General features: G+C 45.5%; 21 protein-coding genes and 1 pseudogene. 4 read left to right on the top strand and 18 right to left on the bottom strand.

The window, feature by feature from the left end:
• Positions 1–210: 210 nt before the first annotated feature.
• Positions 211–2,283 carry a beta-galactosidase gene (locus BN3772_RS10530; protein ID WP_042199289.1) on the bottom strand — a complete coding sequence of 691 codons (2,073 nt, stop codon included), beginning with the start codon at positions 2,281–2,283 and terminating at the stop codon, positions 211–213.
• A gap of 187 nt (positions 2,284–2,470) precedes the next feature.
• On the opposite strand from BN3772_RS10530, the gene BN3772_RS10525 reads away from it, so the two are divergent.
• Entirely contained in the window at positions 2,471–3,349 is an 879-nt protein-coding gene (locus BN3772_RS10525; protein ID WP_042199287.1) for an AraC family transcriptional regulator, read from the top strand.
• Between the two features lie 147 nt (positions 3,350–3,496).
• Positions 3,497–3,967, top strand: a complete 471-nt coding sequence (locus BN3772_RS10520; protein WP_042199285.1) for a pyridoxamine 5'-phosphate oxidase family protein — start codon at positions 3,497–3,499, stop codon at positions 3,965–3,967.
• Between the two features lie 140 nt (positions 3,968–4,107).
• Here the strand turns inward: BN3772_RS10520 and BN3772_RS10515 are convergent, their stop codons facing one another.
• Positions 4,108–6,039, bottom strand: coding sequence for an AraC family transcriptional regulator (locus tag BN3772_RS10515; RefSeq protein ID WP_042199283.1), 1,932 nt, complete (start codon positions 6,037–6,039; stop codon positions 4,108–4,110).
• A gap of 276 nt (positions 6,040–6,315) precedes the next feature.
• On the opposite strand from BN3772_RS10515, the gene BN3772_RS10510 reads away from it, so the two are divergent.
• On the top strand, positions 6,316–8,028 hold the full coding sequence (locus tag BN3772_RS10510; RefSeq protein WP_052380453.1) for an ABC1 kinase family protein: 1,713 nt from the start codon (positions 6,316–6,318) through the stop codon (positions 8,026–8,028).
• Positions 8,029–8,094: 66 nt separating this feature from the next.
• Here BN3772_RS10510 and BN3772_RS10505 read toward each other — a convergent pair.
• The 12 genes and pseudogenes from BN3772_RS10505 to BN3772_RS10450 all read right to left on the bottom strand — a co-directional run.
• Positions 8,095–8,511, bottom strand: a pseudogene (locus tag BN3772_RS10505) (DNA alkylation repair protein); the annotation flags it as partial.
• Positions 8,498–8,659, bottom strand: a complete 162-nt coding sequence (locus tag BN3772_RS30595) for a hypothetical protein (RefSeq protein ID WP_157643575.1) — start codon at positions 8,657–8,659, stop codon at positions 8,498–8,500. The pseudogene BN3772_RS10505 and the gene BN3772_RS30595, both read right to left, overlap by 14 nt.
• A gap of 3 nt (positions 8,660–8,662) precedes the next feature.
• Positions 8,663–9,400, bottom strand: coding sequence for a hypothetical protein (locus BN3772_RS10500; protein WP_042199281.1), 738 nt, complete (start codon positions 9,398–9,400; stop codon positions 8,663–8,665).
• Positions 9,401–9,442: 42 nt separating this feature from the next.
• Positions 9,443–10,003 (bottom strand): DUF4303 domain-containing protein, encoded by a 561-nt coding sequence (locus BN3772_RS10495; protein ID WP_042199279.1) that lies wholly within the window; start codon positions 10,001–10,003, stop codon positions 9,443–9,445.
• 33 nt (positions 10,004–10,036) lie between these two features.
• Positions 10,037–10,510: an SMI1/KNR4 family protein gene (locus BN3772_RS10490; protein WP_042199278.1), complete on the bottom strand. Its 474-nt coding sequence runs from the start codon at positions 10,508–10,510 to the stop codon at positions 10,037–10,039.
• Positions 10,511–10,542: 32 nt separating this feature from the next.
• A complete protein-coding gene (locus BN3772_RS10485) occupies positions 10,543–11,079 on the bottom strand; it encodes a hypothetical protein (protein WP_042199276.1) in 537 nt (178 codons plus the stop codon).
• A 47-nt stretch (positions 11,080–11,126) separates the two neighbouring features.
• Positions 11,127–11,744, bottom strand: a complete 618-nt coding sequence (locus BN3772_RS10480; RefSeq protein ID WP_042199274.1) for a hypothetical protein — start codon at positions 11,742–11,744, stop codon at positions 11,127–11,129.
• Between the two features lie 26 nt (positions 11,745–11,770).
• On the bottom strand, positions 11,771–12,343 hold the full coding sequence (locus BN3772_RS10475) for a hypothetical protein (protein WP_042199273.1): 573 nt from the start codon (positions 12,341–12,343) through the stop codon (positions 11,771–11,773).
• 314 nt (positions 12,344–12,657) lie between these two features.
• Positions 12,658–13,404, bottom strand: coding sequence for a creatininase family protein (locus BN3772_RS10465; protein WP_042199271.1), 747 nt, complete (start codon positions 13,402–13,404; stop codon positions 12,658–12,660).
• A 281-nt stretch (positions 13,405–13,685) separates the two neighbouring features.
• Positions 13,686–14,417 (bottom strand): formylglycine-generating enzyme family protein, encoded by a 732-nt coding sequence (locus BN3772_RS10460; protein ID WP_042199269.1) that lies wholly within the window; start codon positions 14,415–14,417, stop codon positions 13,686–13,688.
• A 239-nt stretch (positions 14,418–14,656) separates the two neighbouring features.
• A complete protein-coding gene (locus BN3772_RS10455) occupies positions 14,657–15,385 on the bottom strand; it encodes a restriction endonuclease (protein WP_042199268.1) in 729 nt (242 codons plus the stop codon).
• Positions 15,386–15,537: 152 nt separating this feature from the next.
• Entirely contained in the window at positions 15,538–15,873 is a 336-nt protein-coding gene (locus BN3772_RS10450) for a helix-turn-helix domain-containing protein (RefSeq protein ID WP_042199267.1), read from the bottom strand.
• A gap of 142 nt (positions 15,874–16,015) precedes the next feature.
• On the opposite strand from BN3772_RS10450, the gene BN3772_RS10445 reads away from it, so the two are divergent.
• Positions 16,016–16,402 carry a hypothetical protein gene (locus tag BN3772_RS10445; RefSeq protein ID WP_042199266.1) on the top strand — a complete coding sequence of 129 codons (387 nt, stop codon included), beginning with the start codon at positions 16,016–16,018 and terminating at the stop codon, positions 16,400–16,402.
• Between the two features lie 1,051 nt (positions 16,403–17,453).
• Here BN3772_RS10445 and BN3772_RS10440 read toward each other — a convergent pair.
• The 4 genes from BN3772_RS10440 to BN3772_RS10425 form a co-directional block, all read right to left on the bottom strand.
• Positions 17,454–18,353, bottom strand: coding sequence for an SIR2 family protein (locus tag BN3772_RS10440; RefSeq protein ID WP_042199265.1), 900 nt, complete (start codon positions 18,351–18,353; stop codon positions 17,454–17,456).
• The gene (locus BN3772_RS10435; protein WP_042199264.1) at positions 18,350–19,384 is read right to left on the bottom strand and encodes a ParA family protein; all 1,035 of its coding nucleotides are present in this window, start codon (positions 19,382–19,384) and stop codon (positions 18,350–18,352) included. The genes BN3772_RS10440 and BN3772_RS10435 overlap by 4 nt, the downstream gene beginning before the upstream one ends.
• A 383-nt stretch (positions 19,385–19,767) precedes the next feature.
• The gene (locus tag BN3772_RS10430; RefSeq protein ID WP_042199263.1) at positions 19,768–20,055 is read right to left on the bottom strand and encodes a hypothetical protein; all 288 of its coding nucleotides are present in this window, start codon (positions 20,053–20,055) and stop codon (positions 19,768–19,770) included.
• A gap of 18 nt (positions 20,056–20,073) precedes the next feature.
• Entirely contained in the window at positions 20,074–20,724 is a 651-nt protein-coding gene (locus BN3772_RS10425) for a hypothetical protein (RefSeq protein ID WP_042199262.1), read from the bottom strand.
• Positions 20,725–20,854 lie beyond the last annotated feature (130 nt).

Below are 20,854 nucleotides of genomic sequence, written 5' to 3'. Positions count from 1 at the left end.
TTAATGATCTTACTCCTAAAATAAGGGTAAAACAAATACTAGTATCAAAGCGGCATGTCTTCAAACAAAGGGATTGCTGCAAGTAGAAACGCCTATGCCGTCCTTCAGAGAAGGCGGTAACCGTTCCTGCAAGAAATCTAACGATTATGGATAGCGTATAACAAAAAGAACCCGTACAGCCATCCACCGGCTGTACGGGTTCTTCTCTTATTACTTCGCTTGACGCTTCAGTATAGCCAATCCGTTCACCGGCAGCTCAAGCTCTGCAGGAGCCTCAGTGCCCGTCTCCAGATCGGTATAGCCGCGGCCGTCCAGCTTCACAGTCTGTGCTTCACCGCTGAAGTTCTGTACGAAGACAAATTCGTTCTCTCCGTCTGTACGCAGCTGTGCAGTTACACCTACAGGCAGCTCCGACTCCAGCGTGCGGGTAATTCCAAGCTTAGCAGTGATGGCAGCGTACAGCTCCACATAGAATGCCAAGTCTTTAACACGGGTTGCCAGATGGTAGGCTTCACCTGCACCAAGCTTGTTAACGGTCAATGCCGGACGTCCGGCATAGAAGTCGGTGCGGTAGTGGCCGAGCGCCTCAGCACCTTCCAGGTGAATCAGCTCAGCAATTTCATGTGCGTCATAGTCGCCGGACAAGCCCAGCGCGTTGCCGCTATCCATTACCAATCCGTTCAGATCACGGCTGTGCAGGCCTTCTGTCTCTTCCGCCCAGATGCCCAGCGTTTTGCGCAGCGGTCCAGGGAAGCCTCCCAGGTGGCACAGATCCGTCTCGCCGACAACGCCTGACCAGTAGGTCGCCAGGAACGTACCGCCCTGCTCTACATACTGCTCGATGTTCTTCCCGTTCTCTTCACTGATCAGGTACAGCATCGGTCCAATTACCAGCTTATAGCGGGACAGGTCGTCAGCGGAGCCGACGATGTCAACCGGAATGCCCTGCTCCCACAGCGCACGGTAGTGCTGCAGTACGGTCTCTTCGAACTTCAGACCGGAATTGCGGATCCCTTGGGCATCTTTAATTGCCCAGCGGTTATCCCAGTCAAACAGAATCGCCGTCTGTGCAGGAGTAGAGGTGCCGACTACATCGGTCAGGCCAGCCAGAACCTGGCCCACCTCGGCAACATCCTTGAATACGCGGGTCTCACCATGTCCGCTGTGATCCAGTACGGCACCATGGAACTTCTCACTGGAGCCGCGGCTCTTGCGCCACTGGAAGTACTGCACGGAATCCGATCCGTGTGCAACCGCCTGCAGGGAAGACAGCTTGTGCATGCCCGGACGCTTCAGCTTGCTGACCGACTGCCAGTTGGTGAGCGAAGGCGTGCTCTCCATCAGCAGGAACGGCTTATGCTTGAAGGTGCGGTACATGTCATGGTGCATTGCCGTCCAAGCGGCCAGACGGGCATCATCGTCATCTTCTGTATATCCCCAGTCCGGATAAGCATCCCAGGAGACTACATCAAGAATCTTTGCCATTTCGCGGTAGTCGATACCGTCAATCATGTGCATATTAGTTGTAATCGGCAGCTCGGGATTGTAACCGCGCACCGCAGACATTTCGTGGCTGCAGAAATTAATCGTCTGCTCGCTGACAAACCGGCGCCAGTCCAGATTCAGGCCGTGAACCTGAGTCTCACCGTGCGGAGCCGGAGATTCGATCTGCTCCCATGCAGTATACGTATGGCTCCAGAAGGTTGCCCACCAGGCATGGTTAACCTCTTCCAGACTGTTGTTATATTTCACTTTCAGCCAATCTCTGAATGCGTTCTGACAATAATCACAGTGGCATTCGCCGCCGAACTCATTGGAGATGTGCCAGCCGATGACTGCCGGGTGGTGAGCATAACGCTCAGCCAGCTTGGAGTTGATCAGTGCTGTTTTCTCCCGGTAGACCGGAGAAGTGAAGCAGTGATTGTGGCGGACGCCATGCAGATTACGGACACGGTTGCGCTCAGTACGCAATACTTCCGGATATTTAGCAGACATCCACGCCGGACGTGCGCCGCTTGGAGTCGCCAAGAATGCGAAGATACCGTTCTCAGCGAAGGTATCCAGTACGTGATCCAGCCATTCGAACGTAAAGACGCCCTCTTCCGGCTCCAGGGATACCCAAGAGAAGATGCCGACGGACATCACGTTACAGCCTGCCAGCTTCATCAGGCGGATATCCTCTTTAAAAATTTCAGGGTATTTCAGCCATTGCTCAGGATTATAATCGGCTCCATGCAGCATGACCAGGGCCTTGCTGCTGACTGCAGGGGATTTAAGACTCATAGTAGTAGATTCATCCTCTCATCATCTTCCGTGTTAGGATGGGACTTTTCTCTGATTATATTCACTCAGTATCCTTGTCCAAACCACGGATAATCATTTATACTATTTATAATATAGGATAAATGCTGTCATACAGTAGGAATAAACTCGCGACTGCATAGTACAAAATGAATATGAGGTGTACACTTTGCTTCCATTTTCCCTGGTAGAGCTGCCCCGTCAGCCTGATGAATTCCCGCTCTATCCCTACTCGGTAGGCCATCATATCCAGTATCATCATGTCCGCCCTTCCGGCTTCCCGGTACATCAGGTGTTCCTGATCCGCAGCGGCAGCGGGCTGTTCCGCGATCTTACAGACGGCACCGAAACGGTGCTTAGCCCGGGGATGATATTTGCTTTTCCGCCTGACCGGGGACATGAATATTATCCGCTGTCCCATGAACCGTGGCATTTGGCTTTTATCGGCTTTGACGGCAGCCAGTCTGCCGCAGTACTGGAGGGGCTGCGCCTGCTGCCCTCTGTGCCTGTAATGACCGAGCGGTTCGAAGAATGCTGGGACATGATTGCCGGAATCTGGCATACCGTTGACCGGCATAACGCCGCCCGGCTGGATGAGCATACTATGCAGGAGCTGTCTGTCACTCTGTACAGACTGCTGCTCATGCTGCGCCGGGGGGATTCCTCCCTTAGCCAGACTGAACGGCCGGAAACCGAAACCGTCCGCAACGAGGCGCTGCAAAAAGCGGTCAGCCTGATCAATGAGCACTTTACCGAACCGCTGCTGATTGCCAACCTCGCTTCTGCGGTCGGCTATTCGGTGCAGCATTTCCAGCGACTGTTCCTGCAGGAGTATAGTGTTACGCCGCATAAATATTTGCAGAACCTGCGGCTGCAGCGTGCGCTCCAGATGATTAACGAGAGCCCGGAGCGGCCGGTACAGGATCTGGCGCTGAACGTCGGGATGGAGACGAATTATTTTATCCGGGTATTCCGCAAGACTTACGGGTGTACCCCGGGTGTTATGCGCAGCCGGCTTGCGGGTGAGCGCGACGTCCCTCCGGGATAGACTTAACCGGCATATTGCAGGCAATCGGGTAGCGGACAAGCTCTGAAGGACAAACCTGATATCTAGCGTATTATTCTTCACATGCGCCAGGATTTTACAATGTTAAGCTTATTATGTATGCCTTACGACACTTTAGGAGGTAATATAATGAGCAAATACGACGAAGCCATGAAGCTGCTGGAAGAACAAGCGGGTAACAAGGACGGCCTGATCACGCTGTCCACCATTGCACTGGAACCAGGGGCTAATGGCAAAAGCCGGCCCGCCTCTCGCATTGTGGATGCCTATTATGAGGACGGCGCTTTCTACACCGTCACTTACGCGACCTCAGGCAAGATGCAGCAGATCGCCCAAAACTCCGAAGTCGCCGTTTGTATTATCGTTGAAAACTTCACTGCCGACGGGATCGGCGAAAACCTGGGCTGGGTATGTGACGATAAGAATACAGAAATAATGACCAAGCTGCGCACCATTTTTGCCGGCTGGTATAATGAAGCCAATAATGACGAAGACCCTAACACCTGTCTGCTGCGCATTCGCCTGACAAGGGGACTGTGGAATGATGCCCACAAAGGGATCAGAAATGAGATCGATTTTGTGAATAAGACGGCAAATTGACTGGATAGTACTGGAGATAACTCAAAGGAAAGGTCCTTGCGCTATCTGTAATAATTGTCAAAGAGCCATCCCTTTCGGGATGGCTCTGATTGTTTCTTGAGGAATATTGCCGTCAACCACTCAATCAATACTTTGAGCCATTACCGGCTCGCTGCCTCAATGATCCAGTCGGTGAGTTCCTTGATTTGTCTTTTTACGGCAATCGGGTCACGGTACCAGGATTGGTTCTCTGTCCACAAAAACACCCGATTGTTGCGAATCGGCTCCAGCGATCCCCAGACCGGATCAGCCTGCAGCGATTCCAGACTGGATTCTGTCGTCAGAATCAGATAATCACCCATGTAATCCGATAGCTTTTCCAGCGAAAATTCATAGTAGGATTCCTTTAGCATGTAGTCAGGAACCGCCACCGGCGGCTTCAGCCCCATGATTTCATACATCAGACGTCCGCCCCGTCCCGACTTCGGACCAAACAGACTTACGATTCCATCGTACTCCTGCATAATCGAAAGTGTCTTACCTTCAGGAACAGCCTGCTGAACCTTCTCCCGGATGTCAGCAATCTCCTTCTCGAACTCTTCGTTCCATTGCTCTGCTTCCTCACTCTTATCCAGCAAGTCGCCGAAATACAGCATCTCATCCTGAATAGATGCAAACTGATTATAAGGGACAGATACCGTAGGTGCGATCTTCTGGTATTTCTCGACTACCTCAGGCTGCGGATTATGCGTTATGATCAAATCCGGACCCAGCTCCAGCAGCTTCTCTAACGAGTCGCCTACATCCGTTACAACATCCAGCATACCCTCGAGATAGGGACTCGACATCAGGAACGATTCCGCTGCAACCGGCTGAACATCCAGCGCAAGTACGGTACCGAGATAAGAAATGGCCGCTACGCGCTGAGGACGTGCCGGAACCTCGACATCACCGAATGCGGTCTTAACTATTTTGGTCTCTGCAGCTGCAGGAGCCTCTGCCTCTTGGGTAATCGCACTTGGAGAAGCGCTGGCGGCAGCTTGATTTTGTGCTGAGGCTCCATTGTTCACCGCCCCGCCGCACGCCGTTAACATCACAGTCAAGCATAACAGCATAACTGTATAGAAACTTCTTGTTGCTCTAGTCATTTTATTCGATCCTTCCCGATGAAATTGATAATCAATATCACTCATATAAAAAGGATAGCCTAATGACCGGCTTGGAACAACGGAGGATTGCGACCTGTTTCTTGCATAATCTGAAACGGACTGGCCGTTTCGTTTACGATATTGCCCCGGCGTCAGGCCGGTATACTTTTTAAACATCCGGCTGAAATACATAAGGTCGGGATAACCGACATGCGATGCGATTTCCTGTTGTGTTGCCCTCGTTCCGGCCAGCAGAGCCATTGCTTCTTCCATCCGAAAACGAATGACGTAATCCAGCGGACTAAGCCCTGTCTGCTCCTTACATTTTCTCGAAATGTATTGTTGGCTGTAATTCAATTGCCGCGCAAGCTCATCAATCGAGATCGTCTTGCGGTAATTTCGGGACAAATACCGAATTACCTGCTCCGATAAGGATAGCTCACCGGCGCCGAACAGGCGCTCTCTCAGAACAGCATGGACGAAGCGGATAAAGTCTCCCTTGACCGACAGCACGGTCAATCCATCGTCCGATTCAAGAAAGCCGCCGCAGATTGTCTGAAGCAGCTCAAGCATGGCCAGCGGCTCACCGGGCGGGAATCCCCAGCTGTCCAGAAACGGATTGCTTTCCTGAATGATCCTATGTAATTCTTGCGGGGCTGCAGCGGGGAGTGTCGCTTTGTAGAGTACGATATACATATTCAGCCCTTCTCTGCTCCGAACCGTCAGCTGGGAGCCTTTACCGGCATGAAGGACATAGAAACGGTCGCACAGCCACACCTCATCATCAACCCACAGCTCGCCTTGTCCTTGGAAAGCAAATATGAACGCGCTTGACGGCAAGCGGTATTGCTGCAAATCACCGTCCATTCCGGCCAGCTTAAACCGCACGTCCAGCACGCGTATACTCACCTGATTCCACATTTGTATAAGTCTCAGAACGTCCATAGCTGATTGGCAAGCTCCCTCTACATTATCTAATAGATAATCATTCTCAATTGAATCATGTTTCTAAACACAATAACGAATACGACTAGTACTGTCAACAGCGCGATTACAACTACCACAAGACGAAATCCCGCTCTCCCCTTGCAGAAACCGATCTGCCGCCAGTGAATAACAGATTGCCGGTCTTAATCTTCGGTATCATTGAAAATATAATTAGTATGAAATATCATACTAATGTGTAGATTGTCCATCAAAGGTGAGAGGCAGATAAAAAGAATGAGCGAATTCTTAAGATTGATGAAGGATCTCCGGTTCAGAAGAACCATGCGGATGATTTTTAAGTTTGCCTGGGCCTTCTGGTGGCTTGGCAAGCAGAAATATTTTATCCCGAGACGGCGTTTAGAAGCGAAAACCAAAGCAGTATACCGAAAGCAGGCAACCTATTTCACGAAGACTGCTATGGACATGGGCGGATTAATTATCAAGCTTGGGCAGCATGTTAGTGCGCAAGCGGATATTTTACCGAAGGAAATTCTTGATGAATTATCTAAGCTGCAGGACTCTGTAGACCCAGTAGATTTTTCTGAGATAAAACTTAAGGTAGAGCATGAACTCAGTGCGCCCGTTAACGAGATTTTTGCCGAGTTTAATACAACGCCTATTGCAGCGGCTTCCTTGGGGCAGGTACATCGGGCGACATTACGAACAGGTGAACACGTCGCAGTGAAGGTTATGCGTCCCGGGGTCGAGGATATCATTGAAATTGATTCGAAATCCATACAAATTGCTGTCCGATTAATGAAACGCCAGACCAGGATTGCAGCGTTCATGGACCTCGATGCGGTATATGATGAGTTCTACGATACGGTGATGGACGAGCTCGATTATCAAAAAGAGGGACGAAATGCAGAAGAATTCCAGCAGCAGTTCATCCATCGGGATGATATCGTTGTTCCAGACATTCATTGGTCCTATACAACTTCTAAGGTGCTAACCATGCAGTTTTTGGAGGGTGTAAAAATCAACAATTTTGCCCAGCTCGATGCCTGGGGTGTGGATCGGACTCAACTTGCGAAGTCATTAATGGAAATTTTAACAGAACAGATTCTGATCAACGGTTTCTTTCACGCAGACCCTCATCCGGGTAATGTTCTCGTTCAGCCTGGCGGCACCATCGCATTAATCGATTATGGAATGGTCGGACGAATAGCTGGTGATATGAAGAAGCAAATGATAGCCCTATTAATGGCGGTGTATTTAAAAGATGCCCACGGTGCCATCAATGCAATGAATCGTTTGAGATTTTTAAGGCGGAATACAGATTTAGAGGTACTTTCGAGGAATCTTACGTTATTATTTGAACAGGTTAACGGGGATACGTTTGATCTTAGTTTTGTGACGTCAGGTGACAATGCTGAAGATTTACGTGATTTCCTTTATTCTCAGCCCTTTCAGTTACCCGCCAATACAACCTTTTTAGGCAAAGCAATCATTACGGTTTATGGGCTGTGTCTGGGACTTGATCCTGAGCTTGATTTGATCGGGACCGCTAAGCCTTATGTAGAAAAGGTTGTGCGTAACGATCTGCGGGGAGGTGTCTTCTCTAACGTTGTAGATGAGGGAAAGAATCTTCTAAAAGGCATCCTTCCTACGACCAAAAAGTTCGTTTCTGCAGTAGACAAAATAGATAGCGGAAATTTACGGGTAAGGCTATCCAGTTCTTTTGAGAAAAAATTGATTGAGACGCAAAATAAAAATACAAGGCGGATTGTTGCAACCATCATTGGAGCGGTATTTCTTCTAATTGCTTCCAACATGTGGAATGAGGTGGAGCATACCGTTTCTTATGTGCTCGGCACCTTGGGGCTGCTCATTATGCTAAGCCAGCTGATAACAGGAGGAAACCGGCGTGAAGTAAGACATGTCCAGCAGATGAACGCCATGCGCGAACACAGCAGACTGGAAAAGTCGAAGTCCAGATCCGATTAATCATAGCCAACCAGCGAAGGACCGATATTTAATCGGTCCTATTTCTACATACAAGAGGTTAACTAATTATTTATTTCGTTTGTTTACTTCAATCGCAATGAACTCCGGCAAATAATTGGGCGTACAGCCCTTCGATACCATGTCATCTTTATAAAGCCCCGTTACCTTGCCAAGCTCAATACAACGTGCATGATTCTTTTCATCATAGACGCCTATCCAGCCTGCGGTGAAATTCATAGCCCATTGGACTTCCGGTTCTTCCAGCATAATAGCTGCTTCTAATCTGGACAGTAAGTCTGCGGTGTTATCCGGTGGTGTCTGTCCGGTCCATCTTAACCGCGCTTGATAATACCAGTAAGTTCGTCGTTGAAGAGCAGAAGGGCTATCGTCCCATGACTCCATCAGTGCAATAGTCTTCTTATCTTTGGCGAGCTGATTAGCCATCAACCAATCCATTAAGTTATTTCGCTCAATCAAAGGATGAGGCGCAGCTCCGTATGAATCTGAAAGCCTCTGCCGAGCTTGCCGCCCCGTCGCCAAAGCCGGGACTGAACGAGTGTGCATAGAACTGAATAGCTGCCTGCGCCCGCTTGCCCTGACCGGCCTTCTCCAGCGGGAAAAGTTCTCTCATATCTTATGGAATCTGTTCACAGCCCTTCGACAGGAGCCATTCCTGCATCCGGCCGGATACCTCCTCTGCCTCCTGCTCATAGAAAAGAGCCACCTCCTGACGGTTGGCCAGATTTAAGCGGATATAGCCGCCCAGCTGCCGGTAGAACAAAAAGCAGGCATAAGGATTAGCGGTGAAGAGATCCGGCGGGAATTCTGCTTGGCACAGACCTGCCAGCTCCTGAAGGCTAAGCCGGCCCGGTCCTGGTGGCATCCGCAGGAAGAGGTGTTCGCGGGTTCCCGTCCAAGGCTCATAATAGACGCATTCTTCCAGTCTTGTCCCGTACCTCTGACGGTAGACTTCATCCAGCAGCGAGGTATACGTCCCGTCACTCTTCTCCTCCCATAACTCCAGCGGCACTGCCTCGATCCGCTCTGCATGCCGGGGCAGCCAGAGCAGCCCGTTGTGCCGCGGATGGACAGCCAGGAAATCACTGTCTACTGTCGTCCCTATGGCTATGCACTCGCCGATCTGTTGCTCTGTAATAGGGCTGCCTTTATCATGCTCCCATAACTCATATTCGGCAAAAGGCTGCAGCACCTCAGGGTCAGGCAGCTGAATATTCATCCATCCCCGATACGTCCCTTCGCCGTATTGCTGCAAGAACCGGACATAGCCCGGCGGGTAAACGGCACCGTTCCCTGCTGCAAGCCGTTGTTGTTGACGATCGGATAGCCCTTTGGGCTCAGATACGATGTACATGATGACCTCCACTTCTCATACCTATTGTATAGCGTGGCAACCTTATTCTGCCGCTTCCGTCAGCCAGGCCTGCATCGCCGGAGACTCTGCCCGGTTCAGCCGCAAGGCCCGTTCCGTATTCCCCTCATCCGGCGGCATCACTTCGGCAAGCACGCATACCGTTTCCCGCGGCTGATTCACGGCAAATAAGCCTTCTGCGTCTAGTATACTCATAGCCCGTTCCATCGCACCCAGCCTCAGCTCATATTCAAGCTCCCAATCGGCAGCCTCAAGCTCGGCAACCGACGGTCGCGCCTGGAACAACCGCCTGAGCTCATCAAAGCTCTCATCCCCAAAGCAGCAATAAGGCGAATCGGCATACGACCATTTGATCAGCTCCGCAATTGTGGATGCGGGTGTGCCGCCGCCCTCTGCTTGCTTCGCCGCTTCCCGTTCCAGGGCCTCCCGCGACCAGGCGGATAGACTTGGAGCATGTCCTTCACCGGTGGTATATAGTGTACAGTAATAATAACGTTCCCCATTGGCAAAAAGCGCACAAAATGACCTCCGGGCCGCCTCTGCAATCTCTACCGCCAGCAGCTCTGCTTCCTGAGCCACATTCATCAACATATCCCTCCTCTGTAACTTGGCCGAAGGCTAAGGGGTTCTAGGAGCGGTGCGCTCCTCGATCAGCTGTTCCAGGAATACTGCGAACGTTGGGGCATACTCGTCGATAAGATCATTCATCAGATCATAACGCATGACCGGGAATTCTCCCTCTTCATTCCGGACAGACGTATCAAAGTAATACAGCTCATCGCTATCCGGTACGAACAGATCCAGCCGGTGCGGAAACCGGCTGACCCACCAATCCTCCGCAAGGTTCAGCCGGTGGATATACAGAAGATCATTGTCGGAATACTCTCTATGCTCGGGAGGGACAAGGGTCAGAATATTGCCGTCCCCCAGACCGGCATTCCCATAGCGGATCAGCCACCAGCGGTAAGATGGCGGTAGCTTGAAGCCTAATTCCTCCTCAGCTTCGGCAATCCAGCTCTCCTCGGCTCCATGGCCGGGAAACCACCGGATAGCAGAAGCCTTACTCAATTTCTCTGTTAGACGCTCATACATACGTGTGCCCCCTTCTCCCAGCTAAGGGATGATTATAAATTGTCAGGATGAACTTCGGCAGTCGCACCGTCATTCATGCGCAGCAGGATGTACTCAATCTCTTCTAGTGGCATCTTCAAGCTCCGGCTGACTTCATAGAGTCCTATTTCTTGTGAGAGGAGGATTCTCGCCTGATGAATTTTTCCTTCCAGCCAGTGATTAGCCAGCATCCAGCTTTTCACCAGTTGCAGCAGTTGATCCTGGACGGTCTTATCTGCATGCTTGGTATACTTAGCAATGGACTCTTTCAGATAGCCGTATAGGTGGTTCCCCAAAGCCTCACGCTGCTCATTCTTTGACAAGCGCTGGTACTGTTCATAGCTCAGGCTTATATCCAAATAAAGAGTATGATCCCGGCTATCGAACCGCCTTGACGTTCTTCTCTCATAGCTTTCAGGTAACACGCGAAATACAACAAAGATTGCATAGGGAAACTCCCATGTAACAGCCGATTCTTCTAGCGGCAGCAGTTCCTCCCTCAGTTCTCCCACACAGGTTCCACCGGTATCCAGCGTAAAAGCAAGTTCCATGCTTGACTACCTTCCTCTCCCGTACTTTACGCATATATTAACCCTCACTATTTCCCTTTGAGCTTCAGTCCGTATTTACTGAACATCCACGATTGGCTAAGATCTTGAGCCGCACCCGGGCTGATGCGAACAGAAGGCTTCTGTTCCTTCATGGCCTCAGCGTCCTGCGCTGAGAAGCGGAGCGGCTTGGTTATTTTCCGGATAGCACCGGTGAATTCCTCAAAAAGCGCATAGGTAATCGGCTTATGCTCCCGGATGTCCCCGTAGATGTAATACTTTCCGCGTTCGTCTTCCAGATCAATCTGGAACCCTTTGGGATAAGAGATCATTACACACGGCAATATGTCTTCAGCCCACTGTCCGTAACGGGGGAAAAAGATCTCCTCCGGCCTTATATGATATCCCGATTGTTCATCCCCCGGCTGCACAGTAACGGCGTATACGAACAGGGGACGATGGCCCTCCCTTTTCTCCGCTGTCATGAAATATTCATAGTAGCTGCGGTACGCCTCCGCCACCTGATCCGAAGTATCTTCAGTACGGGAGAAATTGGTCTGGTAGAATTGTGCCGCCGCAGGCTCCAGCAGCTTCAGCACACTCTGGAACTCTTCCGGCGTAATGAGAAATTTGAGCTTATAGAATCCGCTGTTCTTCAGTCGGTCCATGTCCGTCCCCCATTTCTATGGCTTGTTCAGAATAAATAGGCCAGGAAACGTTCTCTTATGCTCTCTTCATAAGGCACCCACTCATAGTCGCACCACAAAGACATTCCTGCAATCGCAGACAGCCTATTTACCGCTTGTTCCGGGGTCGTCATGCTGATGAATTCACCGGCCGCCTCATCGTTCATGCCCAGTACTTGCTGCAGATAACTGTCAAGGATACGCTCTTCCCCTAGCTGCTCATACTCCTCCCGGGTCCATGACTCACAAAAGATTCGTTCGGCCTGAATGTCCCCTTGCTCAAAAAACGACAGCTCGAAGATTTCCTCATTCATATATCCCACCGTCATTACTGGCACTTCAATCAGCCGTGACAACGTTCTGCCAACCTCCTTCACCGTACCCCAGACCATGTATTCGTGCAGTACGCTGATCCACCCCCCGGTGCTTTGGCTTACGTACATGACAGGCTTGCTCTCTGGAGTCTTACCCTTAGAGTAACCTAATACTTCACCGTGTCTGCTGCTCAGCTCTCTTAAAGCTTCAATTGTTTTCTCCAGGTCGTCCGATTTAATATGCAGATTTGCGAATGATCTTCCCATAAGATGCCTCCTCCGCCAGTTTCTCAATAATATTTATCATACTATTATAGTAACTTTATTTCACGCTTTTACCAAATGAATGGAGATAGTCATGATTCTAAAGCGCATCCAAAAAACACTTCAAGGTAAATACTCCTTGAAGTGTTTTGCCATTTACTCTTTGGTTCTGAATCCGGACAGATTGTACAGCCTACTTATGATACGGTTCACCGCGATGGCTGTAACGGCAAGTTTTAAGGCCATCCTTTACCGGATGACCTTGTTTCTGATCTCGCTTTATACAACTATCATTCTCCAATAGGTTAGTGTATATTTTATCCAAGTTTCCTCCGATACGCTTCTTCGAGATATTCTTTTAATCCATCACATTGGCCTTTTATCAGTGTCATCCATAAGGTCTTTCCTTTTTCAGCAAGTTCTTCATCACTGTATTGTCCTTTGATAAAAGACCCCCAGTTACCATCCTCTGTGAGTTTGTCCCAGCCAATATAATCGGAATATCTCTTGTTTTCTTCCGGTATTTCAGATCCCATTGCTTCTAACTTTACAAGCTCAGGACATAACCACATTGCCGTACAAACACCAGTTAACCCGCCATGCAATTCATTTCGTCCATCTAGTCCTGCTGCTTTCACTGCATTTTCCCACGAACTGTTATACCCGGGGTATATAACAATGATATCTGGATATTTATAATTCATTTGTTTAATAAACGCGTTATACCAATATGCTCCACCATGCCCTGAACATAGGAGGTATTTCTTAAAACCTTGTCTTCTTAAACCCAATATTATATCTTCAAGCATAGCAGTCAAAATATTAGGACTAACAGTAACGGTTCCTTTGAAATCTGCATGTTCTTCCGAGGTATTGAAGGGTAAGGCAGGCAATACGTATGCATTAAGTGCTTTACCGTACTCATTGGCGTAGAGCTCAGCAATCAAAGTGTCAATATGCATTGGTAAATAAGGCCCGAATTGCTCTGTGGCCCCAACAGAAATGACCACAGTGTCTATACCGCTAACTGATAATTCCGTGGTAGTATTCGTATAATTTAACATTTTTATCTCCTTCTATGTTGACCTGTGCTAACGTTATTTAAGGTACGGTTCACCGCGATGGCTGTATCAATGGATCATTCAATAGCACAAAAAAACTTGCCGCTACTTATGATACGGTTCAGAGCAATTCTGTGGTAAAGCAACGGGAATAGAAGTTATATTCGAAGAAATCATAAAGGCATAGCTTCTCCGCCCAAGTAATAAAATCTCTTTAGGTAACTCACTGTTAAGGTATTCACCCACTCTAGCGGCGATAATTGAAGACAGGTAAATGCGTATTCTCATTGTTTTGTAAGTGCTATTCTAAAGCCAAGGTCATCTATCTTGAAATCAGGCATACTTTTCCTTCTAGTCGTTGATCCACAATTATTTTCAACTTCAGCCCAACTGCCTCCGCGGAAGACTCTATAGTCCTCATATCGTTCAGCATCATACAAATCCCAGCACCACTCCCAAACGTTTCCGATCATATCGTAAAGCCCCCATGGATTAGGAAGCAGTTTTCCGACTTGTTGAACTGATCCATTAGCGTTTTCTTGATACCATGCAATCTTATCGATACTTTCATATCGATATCCCTTGGTCCCCGCTCTGCACGCATATTGCCATTCAGCGTCTGACAGTAATCGAAAGCCATCTGCTGTCTTGTTATATATCGTGTTCTCACTTTCATTTGTGAATGAGTAGCATTCCGTCCTTCCAAGCATTCTGGACAATTCATTACAAAAGACAAGCGAATCCATCCACGAAACTTCCGTAATTGGCAGACTATACGTATACGGATCTACTTCTTCTTCATGATGCACGACAAAATGATACAACTGGTGTGTTACCGGATACTTCATTACATAGAAAGGTTCAATCGTTTCAGTCCAAGTAATAACCTTTCTATCACTTTCTCTTCCAGGGTTTGATAATGTGTAATTAGAACTCAGCCATTTATTCATATTAATAAAATCGCGTAATTCAACGATCCCACCTTCTATTGGTACCATCAAATTCATTAAATCCATTAGAAAACGATCTCGATCACTTCCGCATTTTTTTATAATCTTATTGACCTCCCTTGCTCATTTATCGCCAGAAAGTTTCACTTATTAACTGTATTATCCTGTTTAATAGCTCTGAAATGTACCTTGCAAAAACCTTGCCCCTACTTATGGTACGGTTCACCGCGATAGCAGAAGGGGCAAGTTTTGCATGCTAATTACAGCGACAAAGTTCTTTATCAAAGATATTTATTTTGTTACGCCTAGATAGCCTTGGTCTTACGGCAGCTCGGATAATTACTGCAGCCCCAGAATGCTGCACCTTCCTTGTTTTTACGCTGAACCATTGGAGCGCCGCATGCGCAGGTTACATCTTTGACTGTAGAATTAACGGCCCTTTTCGGTTTGGTTTTAGCTTTAACAGGCTGCCATTTCCCCCAGGACCGGAGCTTGTTCTCGACAAGACCACCATGCCAGTAATCAACCTTGAATTGCTCCGCCTCCCGCCTCGCATCGGCTGTAAGGTCGGACGTAGTGACCAGCAGAGACAGGATGCAGTCATGATTTCTTTTGGCACCTACCAGTTCGCGAACCGTCATAACCTGTACTTTATTGTGATCAGCATAACATTTGGCTTGAACCGCAGTTTTCTCGCCGCGTTTATCGACGATAACCAAGTCTACACCACCATCCTTGCCTCCTACTCCTACTTCTTTAACAGTATAGCCTTGATCTTTGAAGTACAGAAACAACAATCGCTCAAACTCAGCACCATTAATTTTATCCAAAGATGTTCTTAAAAGTACATCGTCAGGTCTGCACGTTGTTGAAGAACGGTTAAAAGTCGTTTTCACACTTTTGTTATTGCTTTTCTTAACAGTAGATTTCCGCTTGCCAGTACTGCGTCTTCTCTTCTTCTTAGTCCCCTGCATCATTCCGGTTAAGATGGATAATACGAAAATAACTACTATAAATCCAATAAATGATGTCATGACTGCTCCTTAGTAAATTAATAAAATTATTTGAAAACCAAATTTCAACATTAATCATAAAATAAGAACTATACTTAAGCTACAGCAAAACGCACAAGCCACTGGCTTGTGCGTTTGTTTTTAATGACCTCATTTGTTCTGAAGGACGTATCTCATAATAATTCTTTAAGTACATTTTTCGCCACGCGTATCTTCTCATCATTAGCGTCACGAAGCATTCCTACAATATCCTGAATCTCTCTCTCAGCTGAGGTAACCATAAACTCTTCATTCTGATACGCAAACAGCTGAACTAAATTAACTTCAAGTGATTCCGCTATCTTATGTAAATTCAATAAAGAAACGTTCTTCTCACCACGCTCAATCTGCCCTATATATGAAAAATGAAATCCGCCTTTCTCCCCAAGCGCTTCCTGCGATAAACCCCGCTCTTTCCGAAGAGCACGAATCCGGGTTCCGACGAGCTTCAGTATTTCCTTATCCATCACGGTATTCACCTCTCCATGTCAAAAGTGTAGACAAGTTTGATAAAGGTAAACACCAAACAATAAATATTATTATTTATATTAATATCTATAGGTATTATAATTGTGTAATACTTTTCCAAAATCGATATAGGAGGCCTTTACTATGGGAAGAAACATGCATGAAAAAATTATCGACTATACAGAGCTTGCTCATTATCACATGAAGTTAGCTCATATTATGAAAAATCATAAGCAGTATAAAACTGCATTCTTTCTTTGTCATTCAGCCCTCATATCAATGATTCGTGCATTATACATCTATGAGCATAAGGCAGAGTTTGGCACAGAGATATCATTAATTGATCTATTGCTGCTAATCCATACAGATTATAATCCTGGGCTTGAGGTCGTGGTATTTGTGGGTGAGTTGAATTTTATTGTTAATGGCGAAGGGCAAGAGTTAGAGGTGATAAGGGATGAGGATATGAAGAGAGTGATGAGGAGGATGACTGAAGTTTTGGAAGAATTGTGCTGGAGGATGGGGATGTAGAGAGGTCATCATAGGGAGGAAATTACCTTTTTGCACTGATATGAATGTACTTTCCATAAATCAAGAAGAGCCAGACCCATTACATGCCTGACTCTAACATTCCGCTAACTACTACTTATGGTACGGTTCAGAGCGATAGCTATAACCGCAAGCTTTCATTCTAAAACCGATTTGGTTGAAACCCTCAAATCATTTGCAGGAAGCCCCATTCCCGTTACCGCTGGTACTTCGACTTCAACATCAGGCCTATTGTTTACGATGTACACTATTTAACAACCATTAAGTTCCATTGTCGGACGTTTCGTTTCCCACTCTTCTAACAAACAATCCACGCTGTCTGTTTCAATAATGAAATGGAAGGTGGTCATGTGATTGGAGAACCTTTTGAAGTTTACGATCTATGCCTCCGCACTGGAATCCCACTTGGGCATGGACAGTTCGAAGAAACAGGCAATGGCTAGGAGTTTTCCTTTGTGCGGATAGCCCCTCTGTCGCTTAATAAACTTTCGTATCTTATATGTATATAAGAAAATCTTTAATTTATTAATGTTTCACCAATTTTCAAAAAGTTAATACAATTGTTATTTAGAACTATATAGATTGAACTTCAGAATCTACTCTTTAATAGGCGCTATCGGACAAAATGTTGTACATTGTACAACTTTGATTCATAGATAGTTACCTGTTCGGGAGGATTGTTACACGAATACAACAATAATCCGGAAAAGCCGCTTGAAACAGGTGAAATCCTGCATTTCTTACAACACTTTCGGATTTCGGCCGATTTTTTGAGGGAAATGTTGTATTCAGTGCAGGATTTCAGGTAAAGTTGCCTGATTATTCCCCCAAAAGTTATCTCGAGAACTCCTTTTAGTAACAATAGCCGCCTGGAAGTCCCACATGTTCTTCAGTTCAATCTATATAGAATAGAATCAACAGTCCAGTTAGTTGAAACGACAATGCATTCCCCTCAAAAAATAAAATCCTTAAGTCAAAGACTTAAAGTTCAAGCGTATATGCCGCGTTTAAATGAATGAGGATCACCATATTATTATTGTAATCCATTTTCACGTCGGTGTTCTAATACTAAGCTTAATAGATCATTTAATGCTTCTGGAATTAATTCATATTGCCCTGCAGGGTACTCTAAAAATTCTAAATTATAAGTTGATTTTATTGCTTTTTTTATTGAAGAATTATAGTTATCACCAGAAACAATATAATGCGGTCTACTACACTTTGCAGTAATATTAGCATTTTCTAATAATATGTTAATGTCAGGATCCGATAATCCGCTCCCAATAAAAAGAAGGGTATTAACTAAGAACAATGAATCTAAAACTCGATAAAATGATGCATACTTATCTCTAGCCTCAAAGTAATCTCCTCTACTTAGTATTGTTCGTTTAGTGTTACTAACACATCCGTGTGCTTTTAGGATCAACCTTTTTCTAGATCGAATATCATCTATGATATTATTATCATAATATTTTAAAACATTGTATGAAGGTTGTTGCATACATAAATTATCATAGATTTTGTCATAATTTGTTGTAACGACTATTTTAGGATCCATAAGCATGATTGTTTTATGTATTTCAGAAGGTAGATAAACATCCCTAGGGTTAAATTCCTCTTGAAAGAAATCATCATAATCACCAGGATTAATATGATCTTTCATTATCTGAGCGGCATCTAGATAGTTTTTCTTGTTACAGAATTCGGTTGCTACAACTTTCGCATCCTCATTGTTCATTCTTTTAATACCTTCTCGTAAAAATCCATCCCAATCTTTTGGGCTTTTCCCACCATTGCTTTTGGATGATGCTGATACTCCTGAACCTAGAACAATAATACATCGCCGTTCTGCCAATTCGGTTACAAGTGATGACGGCCATCTTATTATTTCCTTTTCTACTACGAGTTCGGTAACTTCTATATCTGTACTCATAAACCTGACTCCTTTATATTTTCAAGAAGGTTATAAGTAATTGATTTTATCATTTCCTTATAATTGTTTAATTGTGCATATTGTGAACCAACTAAACCATCTTTGCTTTCTAAAAGGAATATTGGTGTGTTTGCGGATTGCGAAAGGGGGACCAAACTATATAAATGGGGTACATCACCTAGTCGCAGTTTATTCTTATCTAATTTACCTGGTGTAAAGGTATTTAAATTATCAGATACTTCACCTGGTATTTTTTCTAATATTTTTTCAAATGCTTTTGTAGGTCTTGCTCTACTACCCGCACTTTTAGTGACTATATATTGTTGAATAGTATATCCAATGAATTTAGATTGAGTATCAATACTGTTCACTAAATCATCTTTATACTTTTCAACTAGTTCAGTCTTTCTTTCCTTTATAAATTTAAAATTTGCTGAGTACAATGCATGCCAATCTCTTAACCAATCTGAAATGTTGTTTATTCCCATAATACTAAACGTATCACATCCCATTGGACTTACAAAATAATCGCAACCCAGCAGAATAGTTCTATTTAGTGCGCCTAAACTTGGACCTACATCATATATTATGATGTCATATTCATCTGAAAAGTAAGAGTTTAATTGATAACACCAATTTGTCGTTCTTAATGAACCGATGTCATTATTAAGATCTAACCATGCTCTACTAAACTTATCTTCAAAAAGTGCGATCTTAGGATGACCAGGTAATAAATCAACATTAAATCTATTGAATTCTTTTTTTACTGGGACAACATCAATATTAATATTTGCATTTCCTTCTTCAAGAGGAAGGATTACATCTAACACTGTGTTCTCTGACTTAGACCCAAAAAGATCTTCTGTCTCATCAAATGACAAGATATATTGGGTTGCGTTACATTGAGGATCTGTATCTACAACAAGAACCCTTTTTTGATGTACAGTAGCTATATATGAAGCAATGTTGCAGGTTAACGTTGTTTTACCAACACCACCTTTATTGTTAAAAAAACATAGACTAGTAGCCATAGTTATTCCCCCAAAACAAATATTAAATTTTAAACAATAATTCCAAAAAATTATAATTCCTATTATACTACTATTAATGAATTTTTCACTACACAAACTTGCCCCTACTTATGATACGGTTCACCGAAGTAAACCTTCAACGAATCCACCCAGCAAACACTCATCAAAAGCCTTTCATTTTTTGAGTGTTTCTATTCCCCCACAAGCGCCTCTACCTTTGCTTCAAAAACCTCCCACTTCGTGTCGTACCCTACACCGTAATTCCATCCGCTGAAGCGCAGCTTCTCCCCTAAATCAATGTAATCAGCCCGCTGCTCATCCGTTAAGCTAACCGATAAGATCTCGTCGCCGACTCTGAATGCATTTAAGAAATCATGTAATGTTCAGAGAACCGCTTCCTTATCATCGTCTTGTTCCATTCCCATATGCAGGATAACGGAATCAATGGCATCATCCAATTTCTGAGGAACGAGGGGTTCGCTTACCCAGTTGTTATCCATTTGATATTGAATAGTCATTTCCAGTTGGGCTAAATCGCGGTAAATGTATGCATTCAACAGCTCATATCTTAGTGCTTGTCTCTGACTTTCAGTCTTATGATGAATAAATATTGCCGCATGGCCGATTAGCGATAATGCCAAGAGTACTTTGATCCATTCTGTTTTCCTCATGCTTTACTTCCTCCAGACTCAAGATACGCGCTCAACCGCCTGCGGTAACGTTCTTTCATATTCCTTATGTAACACATAACGTTGGGCGCCTCCCGATGTATCCACTGCTTCCCTGGCGTGTTTGACTGCGGCTTCAATGTCTCCCGATTTGCGTTCCACTTCTGCGAGCAGTGCCGATCTCATCCACCGCTTTTTAATAGACTCCAGATGTTCACGCGCCTCAGTACTTTTGCCGTCCTCTATCAGTAGAAGCGTTGCATAGTAAGCCCGGTAATCAGCATAGCGTATGTATGGCACGGCTGTTCTAATAGCATCCATATCCTTGCAGTAAAGCCCGTAAGCCGCCTTGTAAGTAGCCAATGCCCTTGAGTGCTTATATTTTGTCATCAGCTTATCCATAGTCGTTTTTGCTTCGTCATCAAGCCTGTTCGCTACAACATAATGAATATAAACCCCAGGTTTGTGTTTGTGTCTAAGTAAAAAGTCTTCCACCCGTTCCACACGCTTTTCCAAAACAAAAGGATAAACAAATAGGATCATATAACCAATTAGGGAAACCGTTAAAGCAATCCCTACTGTCAGAATGGGTGAATAACCATTTGCCGCCATTATCACCGCAAACACAAATATCACGAAATAAATGAATAGTTTTCCCAAAAAGCGCATCATAATAAATCCCCTTTAACATTATACTTTACAGCACATTTGGAAAAATTATACGTTGCTGCCTCCCGGCTAGTCAATGTGCTCACGAATAATATCCTGTCAAGCAGCCCTGTTAAATGGTCAGCCTCAGCAA

It is taken from the genome of Paenibacillus camerounensis (genome assembly GCF_000723885.1).
Taxonomy (GTDB): Bacteria; Bacillota; Bacilli; order Paenibacillales; family Paenibacillaceae; genus Paenibacillus_AQ; species Paenibacillus_AQ camerounensis.
This window is presented reverse-complemented; position numbering and strand designations above follow the sequence as displayed.